This window comes from Streptomyces sp. NPDC039430, from assembly GCF_055639435.1.
Genome location: NZ_JBVKAK010000013.1, coordinates 100961 through 127247, shown reverse-complemented (window position 1 = coordinate 127247; position 26287 = coordinate 100961). Strand labels below are relative to the sequence as shown.

The following is a 26287-nucleotide window of genomic DNA, read 5'->3' as shown; positions in this document are numbered from 1 at the left end:
ACGAAGCCCGCCCCTTCCGTGAGGAGGGGGCGGGCCTTCGTGCGTACGGGCCCCGGACGGGCCCGCGCGTCACTGACCGGCGAACTTCTCGCTGACGCCGTCGAAGACGCCCTCGGCGACCTCACCGAGACGCGGTCCGGCGAGCCAGCCCGCCGTGACCGGACCGATGGAGGTGTTGGACACCAGGGCCGGCCTGCCGTCCGCGCCGTTCGCGACCCAGCCGCCACCGGACGAGCCACCGGTCATGGTGCAGCCGACCCGGTACATCGTCGGGTCGTCGGCCGTCAGCGACAGCCGGCCCGGCTTGTCCTGGCACTGGAAGAGCTTCTGGCCGTCGAACGGCGGCGCCGCCGGGTAGCCGGTCGCCGTCATGGCGTCGATCTGCGGGGTGGCCGGAGCGTTGAACTCCACAGGCAGCGCAGAACCGACCGTCTCCTCCAGGGACTTGCCGGTGCCGCCCTTCTCCGGAGTGACATGGACGACCGCGAAGTCGTACGGAGCCCCCTGGCCGCCGGTCGAGGCGCCCTGCGAGATCCACTGCTCGGAGGTCTGTGCCCAGTCGGCCCACCACACGCCCTCCGGAGCGATCTGCTCCTTGGGGGCCGTCTCCAGATCGGCCGTCGACAGACCGCTGTTGTTGTACGACGGGACGAAGGCGAGGTTGCGGTACCAGCCGCCGGTCCTGCCCGCGTGCACGCAGTGGCCCGCGGTCCACACCAGGTTGGACTTGCCGGGGTGGGCCGGGTCCTCGACCACGGTCGCGGAGCAGACCATCGACCCCTCGGGGCCGTCGAAGAACAACTTGCCCGCCTCGGCGGCGTTCTCGCGGTACGGCGCGTTCACGGCCTGCGCGGTGACCGGATCCGGAGTCGGGTCGGTCACGCCCGCGTCGCCGGAGATGTCCTGTTCCGCGACGGCCTTCTCCGGCGGCTTCTCCGCGTCCCGCATCCGGTCCGGGTCCCAGAGACCCTCGATGATCGGGTTGATGTAGTCCTTGGCCTCACGCAGCCAGGTGTCCTTGTCCCAGTTCTTCCACTCGCCGTTCCTCCACTTGTCCAGATCGAAACCGCGCTCCTTGAGCCGGTCCTTGAGCTCGTCGGGTATCTGGATCTTGCCGTCGGACGAGGCGGTGGCGGCGTCGCTCGCCTGACCGGTGGCGTTGTCCTCCTCCGGCCCGCAGGCCGTGGCCGTCAGCGCGAGCGCCGCGGCCATCGCCGCCGAGGCGAGGACGGGGGAGGTTCTGCGCCGTGGGCTCCTTCCACGGCGTGCGGCGAGCGTGGTGCGAATGGGTCGCATGGCGTGATCCCCCTGGGACTTCGGACAATTCGGAACGGTGAAACGTATGGTGCGCCCCGGTCGCGGTACCGGAGCCGGGACGACGGCCCCCCACTATGCCGGTGCCGATGGCGACGGCGTGCGGCAGGGCGGCGGTTCCGCGTCCCAAGGATCTTTCAACTGCCCGTGATCCCGGGCACTTCCCGTCGTTTGTACGTAAGGGACGGGCGCCCCGTCTCACGTCGGCGTGCACCGGTCGAACATTCGGCGGGCGAGCGCCGTACTGACAGACGACGAACGACAACTGACTGACTGTGACACGAAGTGTGACAACGGGAGGACCGACAGCCGTGGCCGTGACCGAACCCCTTCCAGCGGCACCGACCGTCGCCCACGAGGGCATTCTCCGGCGGCAGTCCTTACGGGAATCGGCGGCCCGCACCTATGCGAGGTCCCTGCCCATCGTGCCCGTGCGCGCGCGGGGACTGACCATCGAAGGCGCCGACGGGCGGCGGTATCTGGACTGCCTCTCCGGCGCGGGCACGCTGGCCCTGGGGCACAACCATCCGGTCGTGCTCGACGCGATCAGGAAGGTCCTCGACTCCGGGGCCCCGCTCCATGTCCTCGACCTGGCGACACCCGTCAAGGACGCGTTCACCACCGAGCTGTTCGCCACCCTGCCACCGCGGTTCGCCGACAACGCCCGGGTGCAGTTCTGCGGCCCCGCGGGCACCGACGCCGTCGAGGCCGCGCTCAAGCTCGTCCGTACCGCCACCGGCCGTTCCGGGCTCCTCGCCTTCACCGGCGCGTACCACGGGATGACGGCCGGAGCCCTCGCCGCCTCCGGAGGAGCCGAGGACGTACGGGTGACCCGGCTGCCGTATCCGTACGAGTACCGCTGCCCGTTCGGCATCGGCGGGGAGCGCGGTGCCGAACTCGCCGCCCGCTGGACCGAGAACCTCCTCGACGACCCCAAGGGCGGCCTGGCCACCCCCGCCGGGATGATCCTCGAACCGGTGCAGGGCGAGGGCGGGGTGATCCCCGCCCCCGACAACTGGCTGCGCAGGATGCGCGAGATCACCGCCACCCGTTCCATCCCCCTCATCGCCGACGAGGTGCAGACCGGGGTCGGCAGGACCGGCACCTTCTGGGCCGTCGAGCACAGCGGGATCACCCCCGATGTGATGGTGATGTCCAAGGCCATCGGCGGTTCCCTCCCGCTGGCCGTGATCGTCTACCACTCGGATCTCGACTGCTGGCCGCCCGGCGCCCACGCCGGCACCTTCCGCGGCAACCAGCTCGCGATGGCGGCGGGCGCGGCCACCCTCGCCTACGTACGGGAGAACCACCTCGCCGACCGCGCCGCGATCCTCGGCGCGCGCATGCTGGGGCAGCTCCAGGGGCTGGCGGCCAGCCATTCCTGTATCGGAGACGTGCGCGGCCGTGGTCTCATGATCGGTGTGGAACTCGTCGTCCCGGAAGCCGGTGACCCGGCCCCGCCGGATCCGGCCCTCGCCACAGCCGTCCAGCGGGAGTGTCTGAGCCGCGGCCTCATCGTGGAACTGGGCGGACGTCAGGCAGCCGTCGTACGGCTGCTCCCGCCGCTCACGCTCACCGACGAGCAGGCCGTCGCGGTCCTCGACCGCTTCGCCGACGCCCTGGCCGCCGCCGAGCGCGCCGCACTCCGCCGGAAAGAAACCGGCCCCTAGAACTGCCCCCGGACACCCTCACAAGGAAGCCCCCGCCGTGAACTCCACCCCCGCACCTGATGTGCCCGAGGCCGCCGGCCGCCCCACCGCCCACCCCGGAGAACACGACCGGGGGCAGGACGCGTCCCGCGCCTCCGGCACCGTCGAGCCGACGACGGTGCCACGGCAGCCGACGGGCGGCTTCGACGGCCAACTCGCCACCGGTGCCGACACATTCGCCGGAGTCCCGGTGGCCGACCAGCTCGACCACCCCGATCCGCTGAAGGCCGCCGACGCGGCGGCCGTCGAGAATCTGCTGCGCTGCTGGGTCAGGGAGAACGATCTGCCCCGCCCCGAGGACCACGTCCTGCGGATCCCCCTCCACGCCAGCGGCACCGCACTGCTCGTCCCCGTCCGGTACTGGTCGGTGACGGGCTGGCACCGCTTCGGGATGCCATTCCTGGAAAGCGCCCCCCGGGACGCCCCCGCCGCCGAGGCCGTCACCGTCGCCGCCCTCCTGGGCCGGGAGTCGGGCCGCTACCAGGGCGGAGAACTGGTCGGCAGAGTCGCCAACTCCCTGCTCCACACCGCCGACTTCCTCACCGAGCGGCGACGCCGCCCAGAAGCCGCGCCCGACGCCGACCTCTTCCTCACCGCCGAGCAGTCGCTCCTCCTCGGCCACCCCCTGCACCCCACGCCCAAGAGCAGGGAAGGGCTCTCCGAGGCCGAGGCACGGCTCTACTCACCGGAGTCGCGCGGCTCGTTCCCGCTGCACTGGATGGCCGTCGACCGGTCCGTACTCGCCACCGACTCCGCCTGGACCGAGCAGGGCCGCGTCCTGCCCGCCGAGAAGCTCACGGCGCGCCTGCTCGGCGACGTCCCCCTTCCCGAACACACCGTCGCCCTGCCCCTCCACCCCTGGCAGGCACGTGAGGTGAGGCACCGCCCCGCCGTGGCCCGCCTCTTCGACGCCGGTCTCCTCCACGACCTGGGCGCCCACGGCGCACCCTGGCACCCCACCTCCTCGATCCGTACCGTCTACCGGCCCGGCGCCCCCGCCATGCTCAAGCTCTCCCTCGGGGTACGCATCACCAACTCCCGCCGCGAGAACCTCCGCAAGGAACTGCACCGCGGCGTGGAGGTCCAGCGGCTGCTGCGCAGCGGACTCGCCAAGGAGTGGCAGGCCGCCCACCCCGGCTTCGACATCGTCCGCGACCCCGCCTGGCTCGGCGTCGACACCGAGGACGGCGAAGCCGTGACCGGACTCGACGTCATGCTGCGCCACAACCCGTTCACCGCCGGGGACGACGCCGTCTGCATCGCCGGACTCACCGCGGCGCGCCCCTGCCCGGGCCGCACCGGCATGCGGTCGCGGCTGGCCGGGATCGTCTCCACGCTCGCCGCCCGCACCGGCCGCTCCGGCGGGGCCGTGGCCGCCGAGTGGTTCCTGCGCTACCTGGACCAGGTCGTACGCCCGGTGCTCTGGCTGGACGGTACGGCGGGCATCGCCCTGGAGGCACACCAGCAGAACACCCTGGTCCTCCTGGACGCCGCGGGCTGGCCCGTCGGCGGGCGCTACCGCGACAACCAGGGCTACTACTTCCGCGAGTCCCACCGTGCCGCGCTGGAACGCAGGCTGCCCGGCATCGGCGCCGCCAGCGACACCTTCGTCTCCGACGACGTCACCGACGAGCGTTTCGCCTACTACCTCGGCATCAACAACGTCTTCGGTCTGATCGGCGCGTTCGGCGCGCAGGGCCTCGCCGATGAACGCGTACTGATCGCCGCCTTCCGCCAGTTCCTCGCCGGGGCGGCCGGGCTCGGCTCACCGCTGCCCGAGCGGCTCCTGGAGGCCTCCACCCTCCGCTGCAAGGCCAACATGCTCACCCGGCTGCACGGCCTCGACGAACTCGTCGGGCCCGTCGACACCCAGTCCGTCTACGTCACCATCGCCAACCCCCTTCGCCGTTGAAGGGCATGAATCGTCCACACCGCCGAGAGGAGAACTCCCCTGTGTCTCCCACCGATGCCGGCACCGACACCGGAGCCGGCCCCACCCCGCGTACGGGCGGGGGCACCGACGACACCCTCGACATGCGGTGGTCCGACGAACTCGTCGCACTGTTCGGAGAGGGTGATCCGATGGCCCTGACCCCGTCGCGCGACGACCCCGCCGGCGGAGATCTGCTCGACGCCCCGGCCGGATGGGGTCCCGCCGCCACTTCCACGGGTGTCTTCCAGCTCGTGCCGGTACGCCTCGCCCGCGATGTGGCGCTGATCAGCCGCTGGATGAACGACCCCGCCGTCGCCGCCTTCTGGGAGCTGGCGGGGCCGGACGAGGTCACCGCCGCCCACCTGCGCCCGCAGCTCGAAGGCGACGGCCGCAGCGTCCCCTGTCTCGGTGTGCTCGACGGGGTCCCGATGAGCTACTGGGAGATCTACCGCGCGGACCTCGACCCGCTCGCACGGCACTACCCCGCGCGCCCGCACGACACCGGGATCCATCTCCTGGTGGGAGGCGTCGCCAACCGCGGCCGCGGAGTCGGCACGACCCTCCTCGGAGCCGTCTCCGATCTCGTCCTCGACCACCGTCCGCGCTGCGGGCGCGTGATCGCCGAGCCCGACCTCCGTAACACGCCCTCCGTCTCCGCCTTCCTCAGCGCCGGCTTCCGGTTCTCCGCGGAAGTCGATCTGCCCGGCAAACGAGCCGCTCTCATGGTCCGCGAACGTGCCCTGCGCGACCTGCTGTGAACGATCGGCTCCCCTTGGCCGGCCCGCCTCGACGCTCAGCCCGCCGCGACGCCCCTTCCGCCGCGATGCCCGCCCCGCTCGATCGACCTACAGCTCGATGACCTCGTTCCCATCGGTTCCCTCCCCGAGGAGTCCACGTGCCGACGTCCCCTGCGACCCATGACTCCGCCGGCCCCACCGGCCCCATATCCCCCAGCGAATCCAGCGGCTCCAACGGTTCCACTCGTGCCACCGAGCCGGGCGGGCTGTTCTCCCCACCCGAGCTGAACCCGCGGGCCTGGGAGCGGGCCGCCGGCCGCCTTCTCGCCAAACTGATCGGTGAGTTCGCGTACGAGGAGATCATCGAGCCGGCACCTGTCCGGGGAGCGGCAGAGCCGGCGGTCCCGGCGGCGGCACCGGTCCCGGCGGCGGACGGACTCCCGTACGCCCTGACTCTCGACGGCGGTGAGACGCTCACCTTCCGCGCGACACGCGGCGCCTACGGCAGCTGGCGCGTCGAGCCCGGCTCCCTCGCCTGCGACGGCCGCCGCTTCACCGATCCCCTGCGCTTCCTGCTGCTGTCCCGCCGGCTGCTCGCCCTCGACGGCGCGACCCTCGGCCATCTCGTCCGCGAGCTCACCACCACCATCGCGGCCGACGCGAAGCTCGACCACACCGCCCTCAGCGCCGCACGCCTCGCCGACCTCGGCTACGCCGAACTCGAAGGTCACCAGACCGGCCACCCCTGGATCGTCCTCAACAAGGGCCGGGGCGGCTTCTCCGCCACCGACGCCGACCGCTGGGCGCCCGAGGCCCGTACGCCCACCCAGCTGCCCTGGATCGCGGCCAGCACCTCGCTCGCCACGTACCGGGGAGTCGGCTCGCTGGACACGCCGGACCGGCTCTACGCCGGCGAGCTCGACGACGCCGTCCGCGAGCGCTTCGACTCCGTACTCCGCGGCCGGGGGCTCGACCCCGCCGGCTATCTCTACCTCCCTGTGCACCCCTGGCAGTGGGACGAGGTACTGCTCCAGCTCTACGCCCCCGCCATAGCCGAGGGAGCGATCGTCCCGCTCCCCACCGACGGTGATCTCCGGCTGCCGCAGCAGTCCATCCGTACCTTCCTCAACCTCGGACGGCCCGACCGGCACACGGTCAAACTGCCGCTGTCCATCCTCAACACCCTCGTCTGGCGCGGCCTCCCCACGGAGCGCACGCTCGCCGCCCCCGCCGTCACCGCGTGGATGCACGGGGTGCGCGACTCGGACACCTTCCTCCGCGACGAATGCGGGGTGATCCTGCTCGGTGAGGTCGCCTCCGTCACGGTTGAACATCCCCTCTACGATCACCTCCCCGAGGTCCCGTACCAGTACAAGGAACTGCTCGGCGCGATCTGGCGCGAGCCCCTCCAGACCCGCCTGGCCTCCGGTGAGCGCGCCCGTACACTCGCCTCCCTCATCCATACGGATCCGCACGGCCTGGCGTTCACCGCCGAACTGGTCGCGCGTTCGGGACTCACGCCCGCCGACTGGCTCCAGCGGCTCTTCGCCGCGCTGCTGCCGCCCCTGCTGCACTTCCTCTACCGCTACGGGACGGTCTTCTCCCCGCACGGTGAGAACGCCATCGTCGTCTTCGACGGCCAGGACGTGCCGGTACGGCTCGCGATCAAGGACTTCGTCGACGATGTGAACATCAGCGCGCGGCCGCTGCCCGAGCACGACTCGATGCCCGAGGACGTGAAGAGCGTCCTGCTGACGGAAGAGCCGTCCTTCCTCACCCAGTTCATCCATTCAGGGCTCTTCGTCGGCGTCTTCCGCTATCTCGCACCGCTGTGCCAGGACCAACTGGGCGTGCCCGAGGACGAGTTCTGGTCCCTCGTACGGGCGGAGATCCTCCGGTACCAGTCACGGTTCCCCGAACTGAAGGAGCGGTTCGAGACATTCGACCTGCTCACGCCCCGCATCGAGCGCCTCTGCCTCAACCGGAACCGGCTGCATCTCGACGGCTACCGGGACCGTTCCCACCGGCCGCACGCCGCCGTGCACGGTACGGTGCCGAACCCGCTCGCCGTCCGGCGGGCGGGCGAGTGACCTCCGTTGTCAGCGGGGCCCCGTAGGGTGGTCGGGCTATGACGAAGCCATCACTCCCCGAGCTCCTGCACGCCGCCGTCAGCTCCGTCGGCGGTGTGGAACGGCCAGGCCAGGTCACCATGGCCGAGGCCGTCGCCGAAGCCATCGACGCCCCGTCCCATCTGCTCGTCCAGGCCGGCACCGGCACCGGTAAGTCACTGGGCTATCTGGTGCCGGCCCTGGCCCACGGCGAGCGGGTCGTGGTGGCCACGGCCACCCTGGCGCTGCAGCGCCAGCTCGTGGAGCGAGACCTTCCGCGTACGGTCGACGCCCTGCATCCCCTGCTGCGGCGGCGGCCGGAGTTCGCCATGCTCAAGGGCCGCTCGAACTATCTCTGTCTGCACCGGCTGCACGAGGGGGTGCCGCAGGACGAGGAGGACGGCCTCTTCGACCAGTTCGAGGCGGCCGCGCCCACCAGCAAGCTGGGCCAGGACCTGCTGCGCATACGGGACTGGGCGGACGAGACGGAGACCGGCGACCGCGACAATCTGACCCCCGGGGTCTCCGACCGCGCCTGGTCCCAGGTCTCCGTCTCGTCGCGGGAATGCCTGGGGGCGACGAAATGCGCCTATGGCGCGGAGTGCTTCGCCGAGCTGGCGCGTGAGCGCGCCAAGCTCGCCGATGTCGTCGTCACCAACCACGCGCTTCTGGCGATCGACGCGATCGAGGGCGCCCCGGTGCTTCCGCAGCACGAGGTGCTGATCGTCGACGAGGCCCATGAGCTGGTCTCGCGGGTCACCGGAGTCGCCACCGGCGAGCTGACCCCGGGGCAGGTCCACCGCGCCGTGCGCCGCTCGGTGAAGCTGGTCAACGAGAAGGCGGCGGACGCCCTCCAGACGGCGGCCGAGACCTTCGAGCGGCTGATGGAGCTGGCCCTCCCCGGGCGGCTCGAAGAGATCCCCGAGGACCTCGGCTACGCGCTGATGGCGCTGCGCGACGCGGCCCGTACGGTCATCTCGGCGCTCGGCTCGACCCGTGACAAGTCCGTCCAGGACGAGGATGTCGTACGGAAGCAGGCGCTGGCCTCCGTCGAATCCGTCCACAGCGTGGCCGAGCGGATCGCCAACGGTTCCGAGTGGGACGTGGTCTGGTACGAACGGCACGACCGGTTCGGCGCGTCCCTGCGCGTCGCCCCGCTCTCGGTCTCGGGGCTGCTGCGGGAGAAGCTCTTCACCGACCGCTCCGTCGTGCTCACCTCCGCGACGCTGAAGCTCGGCGGCGACTTCAACGGCGTGGGCGCCTCGCTGGGGCTGGCGCCGGAGGGCACCGAGGGCGACGACGTCCCGCAGTGGAAGGGCATCGATGTCGGCTCGCCCTTCGACTACCGCAAGCAGGGCATCCTCTATGTCGCACGCCATCTGGCCACGCCCGGCCGGGAGGGCTCACGCGACGACATGATGGATGAGCTGGCGGAGCTGGTGGAGGCGGCGGGGGGCCGTACGCTCGGGCTCTTCTCCTCGATGCGGGCCGCCCAGGCGGCCGCCGAGGAGCTGCGGGGCAGGCTCGACGCCCCGATCCTGCTCCAGGGCGAGGAGACGCTCGGCGAGCTGATCAAGGCGTTCGCCGCCGATCCGAAGACCTGTCTGTTCGGCACGCTGTCCCTGTGGCAGGGCGTCGATGTGCCGGGCCCCAGCTCCCAGCTCGTGGTGATGGACCGGATTCCCTTCCCCCGCCCCGACGATCCGCTGATGAGCGCACGGCAGAAGGCGGTCGAGGAGGCCGGCGGCAATGGGTTCATGGCCGTGGCGGCGACGCATGCCGCCCTGCTGATGGCCCAGGGCGCCGGACGTCTGGTGCGGGCGAGCGGGGACCGGGGCGTCGTGGCCGTACTGGACCCGAGGCTGGCGAACGCGCGGTACGGAAGCTTCCTGCGGGCGTCACTGCCCGACTTCTGGTACACCACGGACCGTAATCAGGTACGGCGCTCCCTCGCGTCGATCGACGCGGTGGCCCAGGCCGAGGGGCACTGAGGTCCCCGACACACAGCAGGGCCCCGGAACCGGCGCAGTGGGTTCCGGGGCCCGGTCGGAGCCGGTGGAGTGCTCACACCCGGCGCAGGACCGCCACCACCTTGCCGAGGATCGTCGCCTCGTCACCGGGGATCGGTTGGTACGCCGCGTTGTGCGGGAGCAGCCAGACATGACCGTCCTCGCGCCGGAAGCGCTTGACCGTCGCCTCGCCGTCCAGCATCGCGGCGACGATGTCGCCGTTCTCCGCGACCGGCTGACGGCGGACCGTCACCCAGTCGCCGTCGCAGATCGCGGCCTCGATCATCGAGTCACCGACGACCTTCAGTACGAACAGCTCTCCGTCACCCACCAGCTGGCGGGGGAGCGGGAAGACATCCTCGACGGACTCCTCCGCGAGGATCGGTCCGCCTGCGGCGATCCGGCCGACCAGCGGGACATACGAGGCGGCGGGCTTGCCGGTCGTGTCCGTCTGCTGGGTGCTCGGCTGGTCGGAGCCGCGCACCTCGTACGCCCGCGGCCGGTGCGGGTCACGCCGCAGGAAGCCCTTGCGCTCCAGAGCCATCAGCTGATGGGCGACCGAAGAGGTGCTGGAGAGGCCCACGGCCTGGCCGATCTCCCGCATCGAAGGCGGGTATCCGCGCCGCTGCACGGAGTCACGGATGACCTCGATGACCCGTCGCTGCCGGTCCGTGAGACCCGAGCTGTCCGCCCTGATTCCTGGAGGTCGGCCGGGCAACGAACGTGTGGGCTTGGCGCCCTCCGGGTTCGTGAGTACGTCATTCATGGCATGCACCGGCTCGAGTCGGCTCTGGGAGCGGTCCTGGGCAGTGATGGTGGCGCTGTCTGCGGTGGTGGTCACGTCGGCCCCTCTCGAAATGTTCTCCCTAGCTGGACAACGGTAGTAGCTTTCGAAAGGTTGCGCCAAACACACGTTCGAGTGAAAAATTGCGGAGAGACCGTCTTGAGCATCTGACTGGGTGTATAGGCAGGCTCAATGGTCGCGGTGCGGGGCCGGTCGCCACCGTACCGTCCTGCTCCCGGCCGCCGCCCTCCGCGGCGGGGCCAGTGTTCCACCGGGCGGCCCGGAAGGCCGTGCGCCGCGCCCTTCCCGTACTCTCGTGGCCGGTCCGCCCGGCCCCGTGAATCCGCCGCCGGATCCGGCCCCGCGCCCTCCCGGCGCCCGTGTCGGCACCCGCCTCGACACGCGACACGCGCCGGGGCATAGGATGCGGTCAAACCCCAGATCTAGTGGTTGGATTGTCGCAGCCACCCAGAAGTTGTGGTCCCCCCGCTTTCGGGGGTGAAGCCATCGCCTATGCTGGAGGTGCTTCGAGGGGCTCGTTTCCGGGCCCTGACGGGGCTATTCAGTCGCGCTGTGTAAGGAGGGTAGGGAACCATGCACTGTCCCTTCTGCAGGCACCCCGACAGCCGTGTCGTCGACAGTCGCACCACCGACGACGGGACGTCGATCCGCCGCCGTCGTCAGTGCCCCGACTGCTCCCGCCGTTTCACCACGGTGGAGACCGCCTCACTGATGGTGATCAAGCGCAGCGGCGTGACCGAGCCCTTCAGCCGTACCAAGGTCATCTCCGGCGTGCGCAAGGCATGCCAGGGACGGCCGGTCACCGAGGACGCCCTCGCGCAGCTCGGCCAGCGGGTCGAGGAAGCGGTGCGCGCCACCGGGAGCGCCGAGCTGACCACCCACGACGTGGGACTGGCCATACTCGGCCCACTGCAGGAACTCGACCTCGTCGCCTACCTGCGCTTCGCATCCGTGTACCGGGCGTTCAACTCGCTCGAAGACTTCGAGGCCGCCATCGCGGAACTGCGCGAGCGGCCCCCCTCAGAGGAAACCGGCGTCGACGGGGGCCGTGCGGTCCCCGTACCCGCCATCGCCGCGGACTGACCGGCCGGCCCGATCCTGGCCGCTCCGCGGTGACGAAGACCTGTCACGGGTGCGCCTGTGCGCACCCGAGGCATCAGACACACACGCCGTGCCACGGGAAGAACATGGCACTTCGGCGCGTTTTTGTACGTATATGGGAGGCGGCATGACAGAGACGGCGAGCGGCTCGGCACGAGGTTCCCGAGCCAAGGGGGCCAAGGCCGGCGGCAAGGGGCTGCGTATCGAGCGCATTCATACGAGCCCCGGCGTGCACCCGTACGACGAGGTGGCCTGGGAGCGCCGTGACGTCGTCATGACCAATTGGCGCGACGGCTCGGTCAATTTCGAGCAGCGTGGCGTCGAGTTCCCCGACTTCTGGTCTCTGAACGCGGTCAACATCGTCACCAGCAAGTACTTCCGCGGGGCCCTCGGCACCCCGCAGCGCGAGACCGGCCTCAAGCAGCTCATCGACCGGATCGTGAAGACGTACCGCAAGGCCGGCGAGGACCACCAGTACTTCGCCTCGCCCGCGGACGCCGAGATCTTCGAGCACGAGCTGGCGTACGCCCTCCTGCACCAGGTCTTCAGCTTCAACTCGCCGGTGTGGTTCAACGTCGGCACGCCCCAGCCGCAGCAGGTCTCCGCCTGCTTCATCCTGTCCGTCGACGACTCCATGGACTCGATCCTCGACTGGTACAAGGAAGAGGGGATGATCTTCAAGGGAGGCTCGGGCGCCGGTCTGAACCTCTCCCGGATCCGTTCCTCCAAGGAACTCCTCTCCTCCGGAGGCAACGCCTCCGGCCCGGTCTCCTTCATGCGCGGCGCCGACGCCTCCGCCGGAACCATCAAGTCCGGTGGCGCCACCCGCCGCGCGGCCAAGATGGTCATCCTCGATGTCGACCACCCCGACATCGAGGACTTCATCCAGACCAAGGTCAAGGAAGAGGAGAAGATCCGCGCCCTGCGTGACGCGGGCTTCGACATGGACCTGGGCGGCGACGACATCACGTCCGTCCAGTACCAGAACGCCAACAACTCGGTCCGGGTGAACGACGAGTTCATGAAGGCCGTCGAGGCCGGCGGCAAGTTCGGGCTGCGCGCCCGGATGACCGGTGAGGTCATCGAAGAGGTCGAGGCGAAGTCACTGTTCCGCAAGATGGCCGAGGCGGCGTGGGCCTGCGCCGACCCGGGCATCCAGTACGACGACACCATCAACCGCTGGCACACCTGCCCCGAGTCCGGCCGGATCAACGGCTCGAACCCGTGCAGTGAGTACATGCACCTGGACAACACCTCGTGCAACCTGGCCTCGCTGAACCTGATGAAGTTCCTCAAGGACGACGGCAAGGGCACCCAGTCCTTCGAGTCCGAGCGCTTCGCCAAGGTGGTCGAGCTGGTCATCACCGCGATGGACATCTCCATCTGCTTCGCGGACTTCCCGACGCAGAAGATCGGTGAGAACACCCGCGCCTTCCGTCAGCTCGGCATCGGTTACGCCAACCTCGGCGCCCTGCTGATGGCCACGGGCCACGCGTACGACTCCGACGGCGGCCGCTCGCTGGCCGGCGCCATCACCTCGCTGATGACCGGCACCTCGTACCGCCGCTCCGCCGAGCTCGCCGCGGTCGTCGGCCCGTACGACGGATACGCCCGCAACGCCGAGCCGCACAAGCGCGTCATGAAGCAGCACTCCGACGCCAACGCCACCGCGCCCCGGGTCGACGACCTGGACACCCCGGTCTGGGCCGCGGCCACGGAGGCCTGGCAGGACGTGCTCCGGCTGGGCGAGAAGAACGGCTTCCGCAACGCGCAGGCCTCGGTCATCGCGCCCACCGGCACCATCGGTCTCGCGATGTCCTGCGACACCACGGGACTGGAGCCCGACCTCGCGCTGGTCAAGTTCAAGAAGCTGGTCGGCGGCGGCTCGATGCAGATCGTCAACGGCACCGTCCCGCGGGCCCTGCGCCGGCTGGGCTACCAGGAGGAGCAGATCGAGGCGATCGTCGCCCACATCGCCGAGCACGGCAATGTGATCAACGCGCCGAGCCTGAAGACCGAGCACTACGAGGTCTTCGACTGCGCGATGGGCGAGCGCTCCATCTCCGCCATGGGCCACGTCCGCATGATGGCGGCGATCCAGCCGTGGATCAGCGGCGCGCTGTCCAAGACGGTGAACCTGCCGGAGACCGCCACCGTCGAGGACGTCGAAGAGGTCTACTTCGAGGCGTGGAAGATGGGCGTCAAGGCGCTCGCCATCTACCGCGACAACTGCAAGGTCGGTCAGCCGCTCTCCGCGAAGAAGAAGGACGAGAAGAACGAGAAGGTCGCGGAGAAGGCCGAGGACACCATCCGCCAGGCGGTGGAGAAGGTCATCGAGTACCGCCCGGTCCGCAAGCGTCTCCCGAAGGGCCGCCCCGGTCTGACCACCTCCTTCACGGTGGGCGGCGCGGAGGGCTACATGACCGCCAACTCCTACCCCGATGACGGTCTCGGCGAGGTCTTCCTCAAGATGTCCAAGCAGGGCTCGACCCTCGCGGGCATGATGGACGCCTTCTCGATCGCGGTCTCGGTCGGTCTGCAGTACGGCGTCCCGCTGGAGACCTACGTATCGAAGTTCACCAACATGCGCTTCGAGCCGGCCGGCATGACGGACGACCCGGACGTAAGGATGGCGCAATCGATCGTCGACTACATCTTCCGCCGCCTCGCGCTGGACTTCCTCCCGTTCGAGACCCGCTCGGCCCTCGGTATCCACTCCGCCGAGGAGCGTCAGCGTCACCTGGACACCGGTTCGTACGAGCCGTCCATGGACGATGACGACATGGACATCGAGAATCTGGCCCAGTCGGCCCCGCGTCGCCAGGAGACGCTGAAGGCGGTCACCCCGACGCCGGCCGGGCCGTCGGCGGCCGTGGTCCCGGCGCCCAAGGAGGCGCACACCTCGGCCGAACTGGTCGAGATGCAGCTCGGTATCAGCGCCGACGCGCCGCTCTGCTTCTCCTGCGGCACGAAGATGCAGCGGGCCGGGTCCTGCTACATCTGCGAGGGATGCGGCTCCACCAGCGGCTGCAGCTGAGCCGTGGCGCGGTAAGTCCCCCCGAGGGGCGGTGGCCCGAGTGGCCGCCGCCCCTCGGGGCCGTCGCGGTCAGGCGCCGCCCATCGCGGGTCAGGCGCCGCCCATCAGGGCGCCGAAGGACTGGAGGTCGGTGTCGAATCCGCGGATCGCCGTACGGAAGTGCCAGGCACCCGAGGCGTCCCGGGTGAACTCCGCGAACGTGGCAGCCGTGGAACCGGTCACCCCGGCGAAGTCATGGGCGGCCAGCTCCGTGTACCCCTCCAGGACACGGACCGAGGCATTGACTATGTCGCTGAACGTCCGCCGCCCGTCGCGCTGCTGGATGGCCACGCCCACCAGGACGCGGGTGTAGGAGGGCGCCAGCCGCACCAGCTCCAGCGTCATCTCCTCGTCGGAGCCGAATCCCTGCCCCGTCCGGCTCTGCCGGTCCAGCGTGATCGTGCCGTCCGGCGAACGGCTGTCGAAATGGACCAGATAGGCGGGAGCGCCACTGGGGGCGTCGGAGGTGTACGTCGCGGCGACCAGGTCGAGATCGTGCGGGGGAGCGCCCAGGGGACTGGGGTCCCATTTGAGCGTGACCTCGATCTTCTCCACCCCTCTGTTGAGGCTGTTCACCAGTCTTCCCCCTCTTCCGAACCTGGCCGGATCTCCGAGCCTTGGGACAAGGCTAGTCCGGGGCGCTGACAACTCGCCTCGCGATCTGTCCAGTTGACGCCACGTTGGCCGATACTCGCCTCGTCGGCCGTCGGAACGGCGGCTCTGTCCCGTCCACGAGGAGCGTGACCGATGCCACGTTCCGCGCCGTACGATGGCGCGGTGCTGGTCAAGTGGATTCGCTGCACCGTGACCGACCGTCGCGGTTTCGAGCGCGGGCAGCGGAAATGGGCGGGGTTGCTCGGTGAGCCGGGGTTCCGGGGGCAGAGCGGAGGATGGAGCAGAGCGAGGCCGGGCGTCGCGCACGTCTTCTCGTTCTGGGAGAGCCGCGCGTTCTACGACTCGTTCATGGCGCGCTCACACGACCGGCTCGCCGCCGCACAGTCGGGAACGCATCGCGACATTCAGGTCAAACTCTTCGATTACCGCTTCGATGTGAAGACCGGTTTCGAGCCGCGCTTCACCGACGCCGACGTGGTGCGCGTCGCGCACTGCAGGGTGCACGAGGACCGGGTCGAGCACTTCGCGCTGATGCAGGAGAAGGTCTGGAACCCCGCGATGGCGGGGTCGCCGGGAATGGTGCGCGGGCTGTTCGGAGAGGCGCCCGGCCACGAGTTCATAGTGCTGTCCATGTGGCAGTCGGCGGCCGAGCACGGAAAGTACCGGGTCGAGCGGGTGGAGCGGCTGACGCTGCGCGCGCAGACGGCCGCGGATGTGGCCGCGCTTGCGGGTGACGTCGTCGACCTCGAATCGACCTGGACGGTGTGATCAGGTCGCCAGGCCTTGCCCGGGAGGCCGCTGTCGGCCGCCTGCGACCGCCCGGCCGCCCGGGAGGCCGCTACGCCGGATGGTCTCCCTCCGCACCGGGCGGTGACACGGCGCGATCCGGACCGTTCTAGGGTCGTTGCATGGCACGACCACGGCGCATCGTCCTCGTCCGGCACGGCGAGTCGGTAGGCAACGACGACGACACGGTGTACGAACGCGAGCCCGACCATGCCCTGCGGCTCACCGAGAAGGGCAGGCGGCAGGCCCTGGAGACCGGCGTACGCCTGCGTGAGCTGTTCGGCCGGGAGCCGGTCAGCGTCTTCGTCTCCCCCTACCGCCGCACCCACGAGACGTTCGAGGCGTTCGGCCTCGACCCCGACCTGGTGCGGATACGGGAGGAACCCCGGCTGCGCGAGCAGGACTGGGGGAACTGGCAGGACCGGGAGGACGTGCGGCTGCAGAAGGGCTACCGGGACGCGTACGGGCACTTCTTCTACCGCTTCGCGCAGGGCGAGTCGGGCGCCGATGTCTACGATCGCGTCGGCGCGTTCCTGGAATCCCTCCACCGGAGCTTCGAGACACCGGACTCGCCGGAGAACGTGCTGCTGGTGACCCACGGACTGACCATGCGGCTGTTCTGTATGCGGTGGTTCCACTGGTCGGTGGCGGAGTTCGAGTCCCTGTCCAATCCGGGCAACGGGGAGACCCGCACCCTGCTGCTTGGCGCGGACGGGCGATACACGCTTGACCAGCCGTTCGAGCGCTGGCGCACCCCCGAGCCCTACGGGCGTACTGGATAGAATGACCGTGCGATGACCGCTGATTCCACACCCGCCGAATCCTCAACCGGCCGGCCAACCGATCCGCGCTACGACCGCGCCGTGGCGAGCCTGCGCGGGCTGGCGGTGGGCGACGCTCTCGGTTCCCAGTTCTTCGTCCCCTCGAACTATCCGCTGCTGAAACGGCGCGAGCTGCCGCCGGGGCTCTGGCAGTGGACCGATGACACCGAGATGGCCGCGTCGGTCCTGGCCGTCCTGGCCGCGCATCACCGTGTCGACCAGGACGCACTGGCCCTGTCCTTCGCCGCGCACCATGACTTCGACCGGGGTTACGGGCCCGCCGTGAACCGTATGCTCCGGTTGATCAGGGAGGGCGGCGACTGGCGCGAACTGGCCGCCGAGCTGTTCAACGGGCAGGGCTCGTGGGGCAATGGGGCCGCCATGCGGATCGCTCCGCTCGGCGCCTGGTACGCGGACGATCCGGAGCAGGCCACGCATCAGGCCGAGATCTCCGCCTACACCACTCACCAGCACCGCGAGGCCGTGGTGGGCGCCATGGCGGTCGCGGCGGCAGCGGCTCTCGCCGCGGATCCCGCGGGGCCCCCGGCGCCGGAGGCGCTGCTCGACGGTGTGGTGGCGCTCGTACCGCGCAGCGCGGTCGGGGCGGGGCTGCGCCGGGCGCGGGACATGCTGGACTACGCCGACGCGGGCACGGTGGCCGCGGTTCTCGGCTGCGGTCGGCGCACCAGCGCGCATGACACCGTGCCGTTCGCCCTCTGGTCGGCGGCGCGGGCTCTCGGCGATTTCGAGCGCGGTTTCTGGACCACGGCCCAGGTCGGCGGCGATGTGGATACGACATGCGCCATCGCGGGGGGCGTGATCTCCGCGTCGAGGACCGGGGCGCCGCCGGCGCGTTGGCTGGAGCGGACGGAAGCGCTGCCGGGCTGGCTGTGAGCGCCGTAGGCGGCGCCCGTGGCTGACCGCCCGTGGTCGACGGCGGTAGCCGTCCGCCCGTGGGTGTCCGTCCGTAGGTGTCCGCCCGTAGTTGTCACGGTCCTGCCACACCTGCTCCCGCAACCGGGGAAGGCGCGAGAGCGCGCGGTTACTCTGTCGGCCACGCCGCCCCGGTGATCTTCGAGGGGCGTGCGCCGACAAGACGCCGGGCCGTACGCGCCACTCCGCTGCCGCGAAGGGACCCGGCCGGGAGGGGGTCCCGTGACAGATCCGGGCAGAAGACAGGAATCCGACGGGGAGCGGGGGCGGGAGCCGGCCGACAACCAGGGACCGGCCGACACTCAAGGGCGCAGCCGCGCGCAGGGGCGGGGCGGCGCGCAGGGGCGGGGCGGCGCGCACGCGCCGGGGGGTGCGCAGGCGCCGGGCCGCGCGCGGAGTGAAGGAGACGCGGCCGCTCGGTCCTCCGCCGTGCCCGTGCTCACCAAGCAGCGCCAGGGTGGTCCGCCGCCGCCCGACTGGCAGCAGTGGCAGCCGCGCCCAGGAGAGCAGTCCCGCCGGCTCACCGAGATACAGCCCGCCGGCCCTGCCCCGGTCCGTGCCGCCACCCTCTGGTCGGTCCTGGCGACCGCCCTGCTCAGCGCCCTGGTGCTGGGGGAGGGACTCGGCCTGAATCTGCTGATCGTGGCCGTGCCCGCGGCGCTCGCCGCCTACTTCGCGGCCCAGGCCGCCGGCCGCCGCCCACGCCCCTGGACGCTGGTCTGGGCTGTCGGCGGCATCGCTCTGCTCGCCGTCCCCGCACTGCGGGACGCCGGGCTGCCGACCTTCCTGGCGGTCGTCTCCGCGCTGGCGCTCGGCTCGCTCGCCCTGCACGGCTGCCGTACCTGGCCGGGTGTCGTGTTCGGCCCGCTGGGCCTGATCGGTTCCCTCGGGCCCGGCATGTTCTGGGGGTGGGCCGGCCTGCGGGCACGCGCCGGGGGCTCGCGCGGTCGTGTGATGCCGGCCGTGCGCGCCGTCGCGGTCGCGGTCGTGCTGTTGATCGTGTTCGGCACCCTCTTCGCCAACGCCGACGCGGCGTTCGCCGATCTGCTGGGCCAGTTGACCCCCGACGTCTCGCTCGACGACGGGCCCTGGCGGTTCGTGGCGTTCCTGGTAGGAGCCGTCGGCGCGCTCGCCGCCGCCCACACCGCCGCCGCGCCGCTGCGCTGGGACCGGATCACCGTACGCCCCGGGCGGGCCCGCGGCCGGATGGAGTGGGCGCTTCCGCTCATCGTCCTCAATCTGCTCTTCGCGGCCTTCATCGCCATCCAGCTCGCCGTGCTCTTCGGCGGGTACGACAAGGTCCTCAGCGAGACCGGTCTGACCTACGCCGAGTACGCGCGCCAGGGCTTCTGGCAGCTGCTCTGGGCCACTCTGCTCGTCCTGCTCGTGATCGGGCTCGCCCGGCGATGGGCCCCGCGCGACGGAGCCGGTGACGCCGCGCTGGTCCGGGCCGTGCTCGGTGTCCTCTGCGTGCTGACCCTGGTCGTGGTGGCCGCGGCGCTGCGCCGGATGGATCTGTACGTCGACGCCTACGGGCTGACCCGGCTGCGGGTCTCGGTGGCGGCGGTGGAGATGTGGCTCGGTGTGGTGATCGTCCTGATCCTGGTGGCCGGGGCGCTCGGCGGTCGGTGGCTGCCGCGCGCCGTCGCCGCGAGCGCCGGGGCCGCCGTCCTGGCCTATGGCCTGATCTCGCCCGACGCGCTGGTCGCGGAGCGGAACGTGCAGCGGTACGAACGTTCGCACAAGATCGACATCGACTATCTCCAGGAACTCTCCGCCGATGCCGCACCGGCGCTCGACCGGCTCTCCGAGCCGCTGCGTTCGTGCGCTCTGGCCGGAATCGACCGGAATCTCAGGGGCGCGTCCGAGCCGTGGTACGCGACGAGCTGGTCGGAGAGCAGGGCCCGCGAGATCGTGGCGAAGCGCGAGATCGATCCGTCCTCCACCTGCTACGGGCTGGGGCGTGAACTCGACAGGCCATGAGCGCTGGTGGGTACGGGACGCCCCTCCGGACGTCCCGTACCCGGCGTCAACCGCCGTGCGATGCCACGGGCTGATTCCCGCCGGTGCCGTCGAGCCGTGCGCCAGGCTCGTCGAGGGCGTACGCCCGGCTCGTCGAGGGGGTGGTGAACCGGGGGTCCCGCGAGGTGAACCCGCCATCCCGCACGGCGAACCCGGGCGGTCCCGCGTCGCGACGCGCGTCCCGATGACACCGGCGGACACCACGGCCGGTACCCGGTCTGTCGCGTGGCGTTCGGGCGGCGTAACCTGGCTGGTGCCATGCCGTACGAAGCACCCACGCACACTGTCGAGCGCTCGCTGCGCGCCACCACCGAGGCCAGGATCATCGCGGGCGTCGATGAGGTCGGGCGCGGAGCGTGGGCCGGTCCGGTCACGGTGTGCGCGGCCGTCACGGGGTTGCGCAGACCTCCGGCCGGCCTCACCGACTCCAAGCTCATCAGCCCCAAGCGCCGTACGGAGCTGGCCGATGAGCTGGCGGGGTGGGTCACCTCGCACGCGCTGGGACACGCCTCCCCCGAGGAGATCGACGCCCTGGGGATGACCGCGGCGCTCAGGCTCGCCGCCGTACGCGCCCTGGAGGCGCTGCCGGTGCGGCCCGACGCGGTGATCCTCGACGGCAAGCACGACTACCTCGGAGGACCCTGGCAGGTGCGTACGGTCATCAAGGGCGATCAGTCCTGTGTCTCGGTGGCGGCCGCCTCGGTACTCGCCAAGGTGCGCAGGGACGCCATGATGGCCGAACTCGGCGCGGGGGCCGAGGAGTACGTCCCCTACGCGTTCGGCGCCAACGCGGGCTACCCCTCACCGGTGCACAGAGCGGCGCTGGAGGAGTGGGGGCCCACACCGCACCACCGGCTCTCATGGGCCTATCTCGACGCGCTGCCCCGGTGGCGGCACCTCAAGAAGGTCCGGGTCTCCGCGGAGGCCACCGCTATGGAAAGCGGGGGCCAACTCGGCTTCGACTTCTGAACTGCCGATTTTCTGGAAGGTCCGACTTCCGGAACTTCCGGTGAACCTTGAATCTGTGTGGCTCGCGCCCGCAGACATGGGTACAAATATCCCCACCTGCCGATGCTTTTCGCACCGGTGTTTGATAGACATCCAGTCATGCCTCTCATCCCTCAGGAGCCTCAGATTCACGAGAGAGCCCAGGGTGCCAGCGCCACTCCGGCCACCGGCCGTACGGCGCCGACCCCTCGTCCTGTACCCGGTCCGCGTCCCGTCCCCGGGCCGCGCTCCGCGACAACACCGCGGCCCGGACGTCCGGGCCCCGGTCCCGCGAGGCCCGCGCCGCCGGCGCAGCGCTCGCACAACTCCGCCGGGCAGCCCCAGGCTTCCGGCGCCACGACTCCTTCCGTCCCTCAGATCCAGCTGATTCCGGCTCCGGTCGGCGGTGCGCTCGACGCCGCCGAGGAAGCGGTCGATCTGCTGCTGGAGGCGGGGCGGGCGCCGGGCGACATCCTGGTGCTCACCACCGGGGAACAACACCCGTGGGCCACCCACGAGCTGTCCTTCGGTGAGGCCTCCTACTGGGCTCAGCACGACGCCCGCGAGGACGTGTTCTTCGCGGACGGCGGCGCCGTCGCCCGTGCGCAGTCACGGCCCGTCGTGGTCGTCGCCGTCAACGGAGGCGGTGACGACGCCATCGCCCGGGTGCTTCCGCAGGCCAGGGAGAAGGCCGCCGCGCTGCTTGTCGTGTGCGGTGGCTCGGAGCGGATCAACACCGTGCTGGGCGCGGGCGTCTGAGCCGTACGACGCCGGTCCTGCCGTGACCCGGCTGCCCGTTCAGGGGGCGGCCGGGCCGCTGTGACGGGCCTGACGGGCGGCGGGCGCCCGGCTGCTCAACGGGCAGCCGTGCGCCGCAGTACCTCCACCGCACCGCCGCCGCCGCGCGCCGGCGACGGGTCGGGGTCTGCCAGCGTCTCGGACAGATCCGCGGGCGGGCTCTCGGAGCTGGGCCGCCGCCCACCGCGGCCTTCCCCCAGCACCTGCCAGCCGCCGCGGGTCAGTGTGATGTACGCGCCGCAGCGCAGCCCATGGAGTGTGCAGGCGTCCCGCAGCCCCCACATCCAGGCCCCGTCCTCCTCCGTCCAACGCCCGTCGCCTTCGCGGCAGTAGAGCAGGACGGCGGTGCGTACGGGCGTACGACGGCGCAGGTCGTGCGGGATGACCCGGCGCAGATGCGCCAGCAGCGCGTTGCGGAACTCCCATCCGTCGACCGGTGCGGCACGCGGTGCGAACGAGGCGCTGGCGGTGAGCCGTTCCTCGTAGTCGAGTACGGCCACGACAGCGGTCGACGGGGTCGGCCGGTGCCGGCTGTGCAGACCGCTGACCACCTCACGGGGGTTGCGCAGCAGTGGAATACCCGCCTCCGCCCATTCGGCGGGTTCGAGCATTCTGGCGAGGCGGCTGACGGAGTCGGCGGGTGTGCTGACCGAAGTGTCCGCGGACGGAGCGAATCCGAAGGTCACGTTCCTCCCTTCGCATACGCGCCCACAGTGCGGGCTGGGTCGGACGGGGGCGCGCCGCGGCACGGCCTTGACGGACGGCGAGGGACCGTGCGGGGGCAGTGCCAATTCTCGCTGGCGTATCGGCGTGCGGCAACGAGCAATTGGCGCTGTCGTCCCGAATGCGGGGATATGGCAGTCATATCCCCGCCTGAACTCGCCACTGGTGCGATGACGCGTCACGTCTGAACGGCGAGGACCAGCGGAAACACCCCCTCTGCTCCGGCCTTGCGCAGCAGCCGCGCCGCCACCGCGAGCGTCCAGCCACTGTCCGAGAGATCGTCGACGAGCAGTACGGGGCCGCCCGCGGAGACCAACGCCTCGGCCAGTTCGGGCGGTACGGTCAGCGTCTCGTGCAGGGCCCGTACACGTTGCGCGCTGTTGGTGCGGGAGATCCGGGAGTCGGCCGTGCCCGGCGCGTACGCGACGGTGCCGAGCAGCGGCATCCTGCCGGCCTCCGCGATCCGGCTGCCGAGCGACCCCACGAGCCGGGGCCTGCCGTGCGACGCCACGGTGACCACCCCGACGGGCCTGTGCGGCGCGTCGGGCGCGCCGGAGGCCCAACCACCGGGCCCCTTCGCCCAGTCGGCGAGCACACTCACCACGGCGGTCACCACATCGTCCGGTACCGGAGCGTCGGCGGCCTGCGGCGCGAGCATCGGCCGCAGCCGGTTTCCCCAGCCGATGTCCGACAGCCGGCCGAGCGCCCGGCCCGGGAAGTACTGCTCACCCGCCGGAATACGTCCCTTGAGGTCGACGCCGACGGCGGTGAGCCCGGTGGGCCACATCTTCCGCGGCTCCACCTCCACGCCCGGCCTGCCCAGCTCGCCGCGCGCCGCGTCGAGGGCGGCGGCGGTCACCTTGTCCTCGAACCGCGCCCCCGCGCAGTTGTCGCACCGCCCGCAGGGGGCCGCCTCCTCGTCGTCCAACTGCCGCCGCAGGAACTCCATCCGGCACGCGGTCGCCGACGCGTAGTCGCGCATCGCCTGCTGCTCGGCGTCGCGCTGGCGCGCCACCCAGGCGTACCGCTCGGTGTCGTACACCCACGGCCGGCCGGTCGAGGTCCAGCCGCCCTTCACGCGGTGCACCGCCCCGTCCACGTCGAGGACCTTGAGCATCGTCTCCAGCCGCGTGCGCCGCAGCTCGACCAGCGGCTCCAGGGCGGGCAGCGACAGCGGCCGGTCCGCCCGGCCCAGGACATCGAGCGTGCGCCGGACCAGCTCCTCGGGCGGAAAGGCGACCGAGGCGAAGTACTTCCAGATCGCCTCGTCCTCCCGGCCGGGCAGGAGCAGCACCTCGGCATGCTCCACCCCGCGGCCCGCGCGGCCCACCTGCTGGTAGTAGGCGATGGGGGAGGAGGGCGAACCGAGATGCACCACGAATCCGAGGTCGGGCTTGTCGAACCCCATGCCCAGCGCGGACGTGGCGACCAGCGCCTTGACCCTGTTCGCCAGCAGATCGTCCTCGGCCTGCTGCCGGTCGGCGTTCTCGGTACGGCCGGTGTACGACGCGACCGTATGCCCGCACTGGCGCAGATACGCCGTGACCTCCTCGGCCGCGGCGACCGTCAGCGTGTAGATGATCCCGGAGCCCGGCAGCTCGCCCAGGTGGTCGGCCAGCCAGGCCAGCCGGTGCGCCGCGTCCGGCAGCTTGAGGACATGGAGGCTGAGACTCTCCCGGTCCAGCGGCCCGCGCAGCACCAGCGCGTCCGTCCCCGCCCCCGTACCCAGCTGCTCGGCGACATCGGCGGTCACCCGGGCGTTCGCCGTGGCGGTCGTGGCGAGGACCGGAACGCCCGCGGGCAGTTCGGCGAGCATTGTGCGCAACCGCCGGTAATCGGGCCGGAAGTCATGGCCCCAGTCGGAGATGCAGTGCGCCTCGTCGACCACCAGCAGGCCGGTGGCCGCCGAGAGCCGGGGCAGGACCTGGTCGCGGAAGTCCGGATTGTTCAGCCGCTCCGGGCTGACCAGCAGGACATCGACATCACCCGCGGCGATCTCGTCCTGGATCGTCTCCCACTCCTCCGCGTTGGACGAATTGATCGTCCGGGCGCGGATCCCGGCCCGCGCCGCGGCCTCCACCTGGTTGCGCATCAGCGCGAGCAGCGGCGAGACGATCACCGTCGGGCCCGCGCCGAGCTCGCGCAGCAGGGAGGTCGCGACGAAATACACCGCGGACTTGCCCCAGCCCGTGCGCTGCACGACCAGTGCCCTGCGCTTGTCGGCGACGAGCGCCTCGATGGCCCGCCACTGGTCTTCGCGCAGCCGGGCGGTGCCGGTGGTGTCACCGACGAGGCGGGCGAGTACGGAGTCGGCCGAGGCCCGGAGAGCCGTGCGGTCTGCGTTGGTCATGCCCCCATGCAACCCGATGGCTCCGACAAACCGCGAATGCCCCGTCCAGCCTGTGGATAAAGTTATCCACAGGGGTCGCGGGATCCGGCCCGGCGCGGGACCGTCGAGCCATGAACAAGCACCACGAACCGACCGGATCCGCCGACGAGCAGCAGATCACCCTGCGCAGTCCCGCGGAACTCGCCGACGCTCTCCCGTATTTGCTCGGATTCCACCCCACCGATTCCATCGTCATGGTCGCGCTCCAGGGTGACCGGGGGCGCTTCGGCGGGCGGCTCAGGCTCGGTATCCCGCGCTCGCCGAAGGAATGGCCACCGGTGGCCGATCAGCTCGCCGAGTGTCTGATCGAGGGCAGCGAGAAGCGTGGCGGCCGTCCCGGGGGAATCGTCGTCTTCCTCTGCCAGGACCCGGCGGCGGGGGAGACGGGCCGGCAGGTGATGGAGCGGCTGCGCCCCCTCGCGCAGCGGCTGCGCACCGCGTGCGGGAGTCTCGACGTTCCCGTGCACGAGGCGCTCTGTATCTCCGACGGGCGTTTCTGGTCCTACTGCTGCCCGGATGTCCGCTGCTGTCCGCCCGAGGGGACCGGGCTGGCCCTGCCCGGTACGTCGGTGATGGCGGCGGCCGCCGCGTACGCCGGTGTCCAGGTACGCGGATCGCTGCGGGAGATGGAAGCCCGTCTGGAGCCCTGGCGTACCCCCGCCGCGGCGGAACAGGAACGGGCGCTGGACGACGCGGGCGCGGCGCTCGTGCCCAGGATCCTGGGCGGCGGAAGCCGGGAGCGGGTCGGTGAGGAGACACTGCGGCTGGCGCGCGCCCTGATCGGGCGGCTGAGGCAGGCTCCGGGCGCGGGCCGGGCCGACACGGACACCGAGGACGACCGGCTCATCACCCACGAAGAGGCGGCCACCGTCATCCTCGGACTCCAGGACAGGCAGACCCGCGACCGCGCCGCCGAGTGGATGGAAGGGCCCGAGGCCGCGCCCGCCCTGAGGCTCTGGCGCGCACTGTCCCGGCGCTGCGTCGGTTCGTACGCGGAGCACGCGACCGCCCCGCTCACCCTGGCCGGCTGGGTCGCCTGGTCCACCGGCGACGAGCCGAGCGCGCGGGTCGCCCTGGGACTCGCGCTGCGGCTCGATCCCCAGTACGTCTTCGCGCGACTGCTCCACCAGGCATGCAACGAAGGACTGGATCCCGAGACGCTGCGCCGTTGTCTGCGCGAGGAGCGCGGGGCACGGGCGCTGCCGGGCCCGCGCGGGACGAGTGGGCGGCCCAAGCTCCGTCCGGTGCGCCGGCCCGTTCCCCGGAAGAGTCTTCCGCCCAAGGGGTCCGTGTCCGGTGCGCCGGCTGCGCGCGAGCGACGAGCCAGGCGCAGCGGCCGGCGCGGGACCAGGAGTGGCCGATGAGAGCCGTGACCCGGCCGCCCGGCCAGCCGTTCACCTCTGTGGCGAAGTCGTACGAGC

Annotated in this window: 19 protein-coding genes; 14 read left to right on the top strand and 5 right to left on the bottom strand. The window is 71.2% G+C overall.

What is annotated here, in order from left to right; genetic code table 11:
* Positions 1–69 precede the first annotated feature (69 nt).
* A complete protein-coding gene (locus ACZ7LS_RS28150; protein ID WP_385134524.1) occupies positions 70–1296 on the bottom strand; it encodes a trypsin-like serine peptidase in 1227 nt (408 codons plus the stop codon).
* Between the two features lie 329 nt (positions 1297–1625).
* On the opposite strand from ACZ7LS_RS28150, the gene ACZ7LS_RS28145 reads away from it, so the two are divergent.
* The 5 genes from ACZ7LS_RS28145 to ACZ7LS_RS28125 all read left to right on the top strand — a co-directional run bounded on the left by ACZ7LS_RS28145 (position 1626) and on the right by ACZ7LS_RS28125 (position 9792).
* Entirely contained in the window at positions 1626–2984 is a 1359-nt protein-coding gene (locus ACZ7LS_RS28145) for a diaminobutyrate--2-oxoglutarate transaminase family protein (protein ID WP_385134523.1), read from the top strand.
* A 37-nt stretch (positions 2985–3021) separates the two neighbouring features.
* A complete protein-coding gene (locus tag ACZ7LS_RS28140) occupies positions 3022–4935 on the top strand; it encodes an IucA/IucC family protein (protein WP_385134521.1) in 1914 nt (637 codons plus the stop codon).
* A gap of 41 nt (positions 4936–4976) precedes the next feature.
* Positions 4977–5714, top strand: a complete 738-nt coding sequence (locus tag ACZ7LS_RS28135) for a GNAT family N-acetyltransferase (protein WP_382871825.1) — start codon at positions 4977–4979, stop codon at positions 5712–5714.
* A 137-nt stretch (positions 5715–5851) separates the two neighbouring features.
* Positions 5852–7783 carry an IucA/IucC family protein gene (locus ACZ7LS_RS28130; protein WP_382523437.1) on the top strand — a complete coding sequence of 644 codons (1932 nt, stop codon included), beginning with the start codon at positions 5852–5854 and terminating at the stop codon, positions 7781–7783.
* A 38-nt stretch (positions 7784–7821) separates the two neighbouring features.
* Positions 7822–9792: an ATP-dependent DNA helicase gene (locus ACZ7LS_RS28125; protein WP_385134518.1), complete on the top strand. Its 1971-nt coding sequence runs from the start codon at positions 7822–7824 to the stop codon at positions 9790–9792.
* A gap of 73 nt (positions 9793–9865) precedes the next feature.
* Here the strand turns inward: ACZ7LS_RS28125 and lexA are convergent, their stop codons facing one another.
* A complete protein-coding gene (gene lexA, locus ACZ7LS_RS28120) occupies positions 9866–10651 on the bottom strand; it encodes a transcriptional repressor LexA (RefSeq protein ID WP_030350125.1) in 786 nt (261 codons plus the stop codon).
* 537 nt (positions 10652–11188) lie between these two features.
* Here lexA and nrdR point away from each other — a divergent pair.
* Together nrdR and ACZ7LS_RS28110 are read left to right on the top strand one after the other, a co-directional pair.
* The gene (gene nrdR, locus ACZ7LS_RS28115) at positions 11189–11698 is read left to right on the top strand and encodes a transcriptional regulator NrdR (RefSeq protein ID WP_382523442.1); all 510 of its coding nucleotides are present in this window, start codon (positions 11189–11191) and stop codon (positions 11696–11698) included.
* Between the two features lie 145 nt (positions 11699–11843).
* A complete protein-coding gene (locus tag ACZ7LS_RS28110) occupies positions 11844–14753 on the top strand; it encodes a vitamin B12-dependent ribonucleotide reductase (protein ID WP_385134516.1) in 2910 nt (969 codons plus the stop codon).
* 90 nt (positions 14754–14843) lie between these two features.
* Here ACZ7LS_RS28110 and ACZ7LS_RS28105 read toward each other — a convergent pair whose 3' ends face one another.
* Positions 14844–15368 (bottom strand): TerD family protein, encoded by a 525-nt coding sequence (locus ACZ7LS_RS28105; RefSeq protein WP_382970961.1) that lies wholly within the window; start codon positions 15366–15368, stop codon positions 14844–14846.
* A 201-nt stretch (positions 15369–15569) separates the two neighbouring features.
* Between ACZ7LS_RS28105 and ACZ7LS_RS28100 the strand changes: the two genes are divergently transcribed.
* The 6 genes from ACZ7LS_RS28100 to ACZ7LS_RS28075 all read left to right on the top strand — a co-directional run bounded on the left by ACZ7LS_RS28100 (position 15570) and on the right by ACZ7LS_RS28075 (position 21715).
* Positions 15570–16175, top strand: coding sequence for a YdbC family protein (locus ACZ7LS_RS28100; RefSeq protein ID WP_382523706.1), 606 nt, complete (start codon positions 15570–15572; stop codon positions 16173–16175).
* Positions 16176–16315: 140 nt separating this feature from the next.
* Complete coding sequence (locus ACZ7LS_RS28095) at positions 16316–16975, top strand: histidine phosphatase family protein (RefSeq protein ID WP_382523450.1); 660 nt, start codon at positions 16316–16318, stop codon at positions 16973–16975.
* Between the two features lie 12 nt (positions 16976–16987).
* Positions 16988–17908, top strand: coding sequence for an ADP-ribosylglycohydrolase family protein (locus ACZ7LS_RS28090; protein WP_385134514.1), 921 nt, complete (start codon positions 16988–16990; stop codon positions 17906–17908).
* A 468-nt stretch (positions 17909–18376) separates the two neighbouring features.
* Positions 18377–19930, top strand: a complete 1554-nt coding sequence (locus ACZ7LS_RS28085; protein WP_385134513.1) for a DUF4153 domain-containing protein — start codon at positions 18377–18379, stop codon at positions 19928–19930.
* A 297-nt stretch (positions 19931–20227) separates the two neighbouring features.
* On the top strand, positions 20228–20938 hold the full coding sequence (locus tag ACZ7LS_RS28080) for a ribonuclease HII (RefSeq protein ID WP_382523456.1): 711 nt from the start codon (positions 20228–20230) through the stop codon (positions 20936–20938).
* Positions 20939–21076: 138 nt separating this feature from the next.
* The gene (locus tag ACZ7LS_RS28075; RefSeq protein WP_382523458.1) at positions 21077–21715 is read left to right on the top strand and encodes a hypothetical protein; all 639 of its coding nucleotides are present in this window, start codon (positions 21077–21079) and stop codon (positions 21713–21715) included.
* Between the two features lie 95 nt (positions 21716–21810).
* Here the strand turns inward: ACZ7LS_RS28075 and ACZ7LS_RS28070 are convergent, their stop codons facing one another.
* Positions 21811–22440, bottom strand: coding sequence for a hypothetical protein (locus tag ACZ7LS_RS28070; RefSeq protein WP_382671934.1), 630 nt, complete (start codon positions 22438–22440; stop codon positions 21811–21813).
* A gap of 215 nt (positions 22441–22655) precedes the next feature.
* Complete coding sequence (locus ACZ7LS_RS28065; protein ID WP_382671937.1) at positions 22656–24827, bottom strand: RecQ family ATP-dependent DNA helicase; 2172 nt, start codon at positions 24825–24827, stop codon at positions 22656–22658.
* Positions 24828–24937: 110 nt separating this feature from the next.
* On the opposite strand from ACZ7LS_RS28065, the gene ACZ7LS_RS28060 reads away from it, so the two are divergent.
* Positions 24938–26230: a DUF4192 domain-containing protein gene (locus tag ACZ7LS_RS28060; protein ID WP_382874747.1), complete on the top strand. Its 1293-nt coding sequence runs from the start codon at positions 24938–24940 to the stop codon at positions 26228–26230.
* Positions 26231–26287 lie beyond the last annotated feature (57 nt).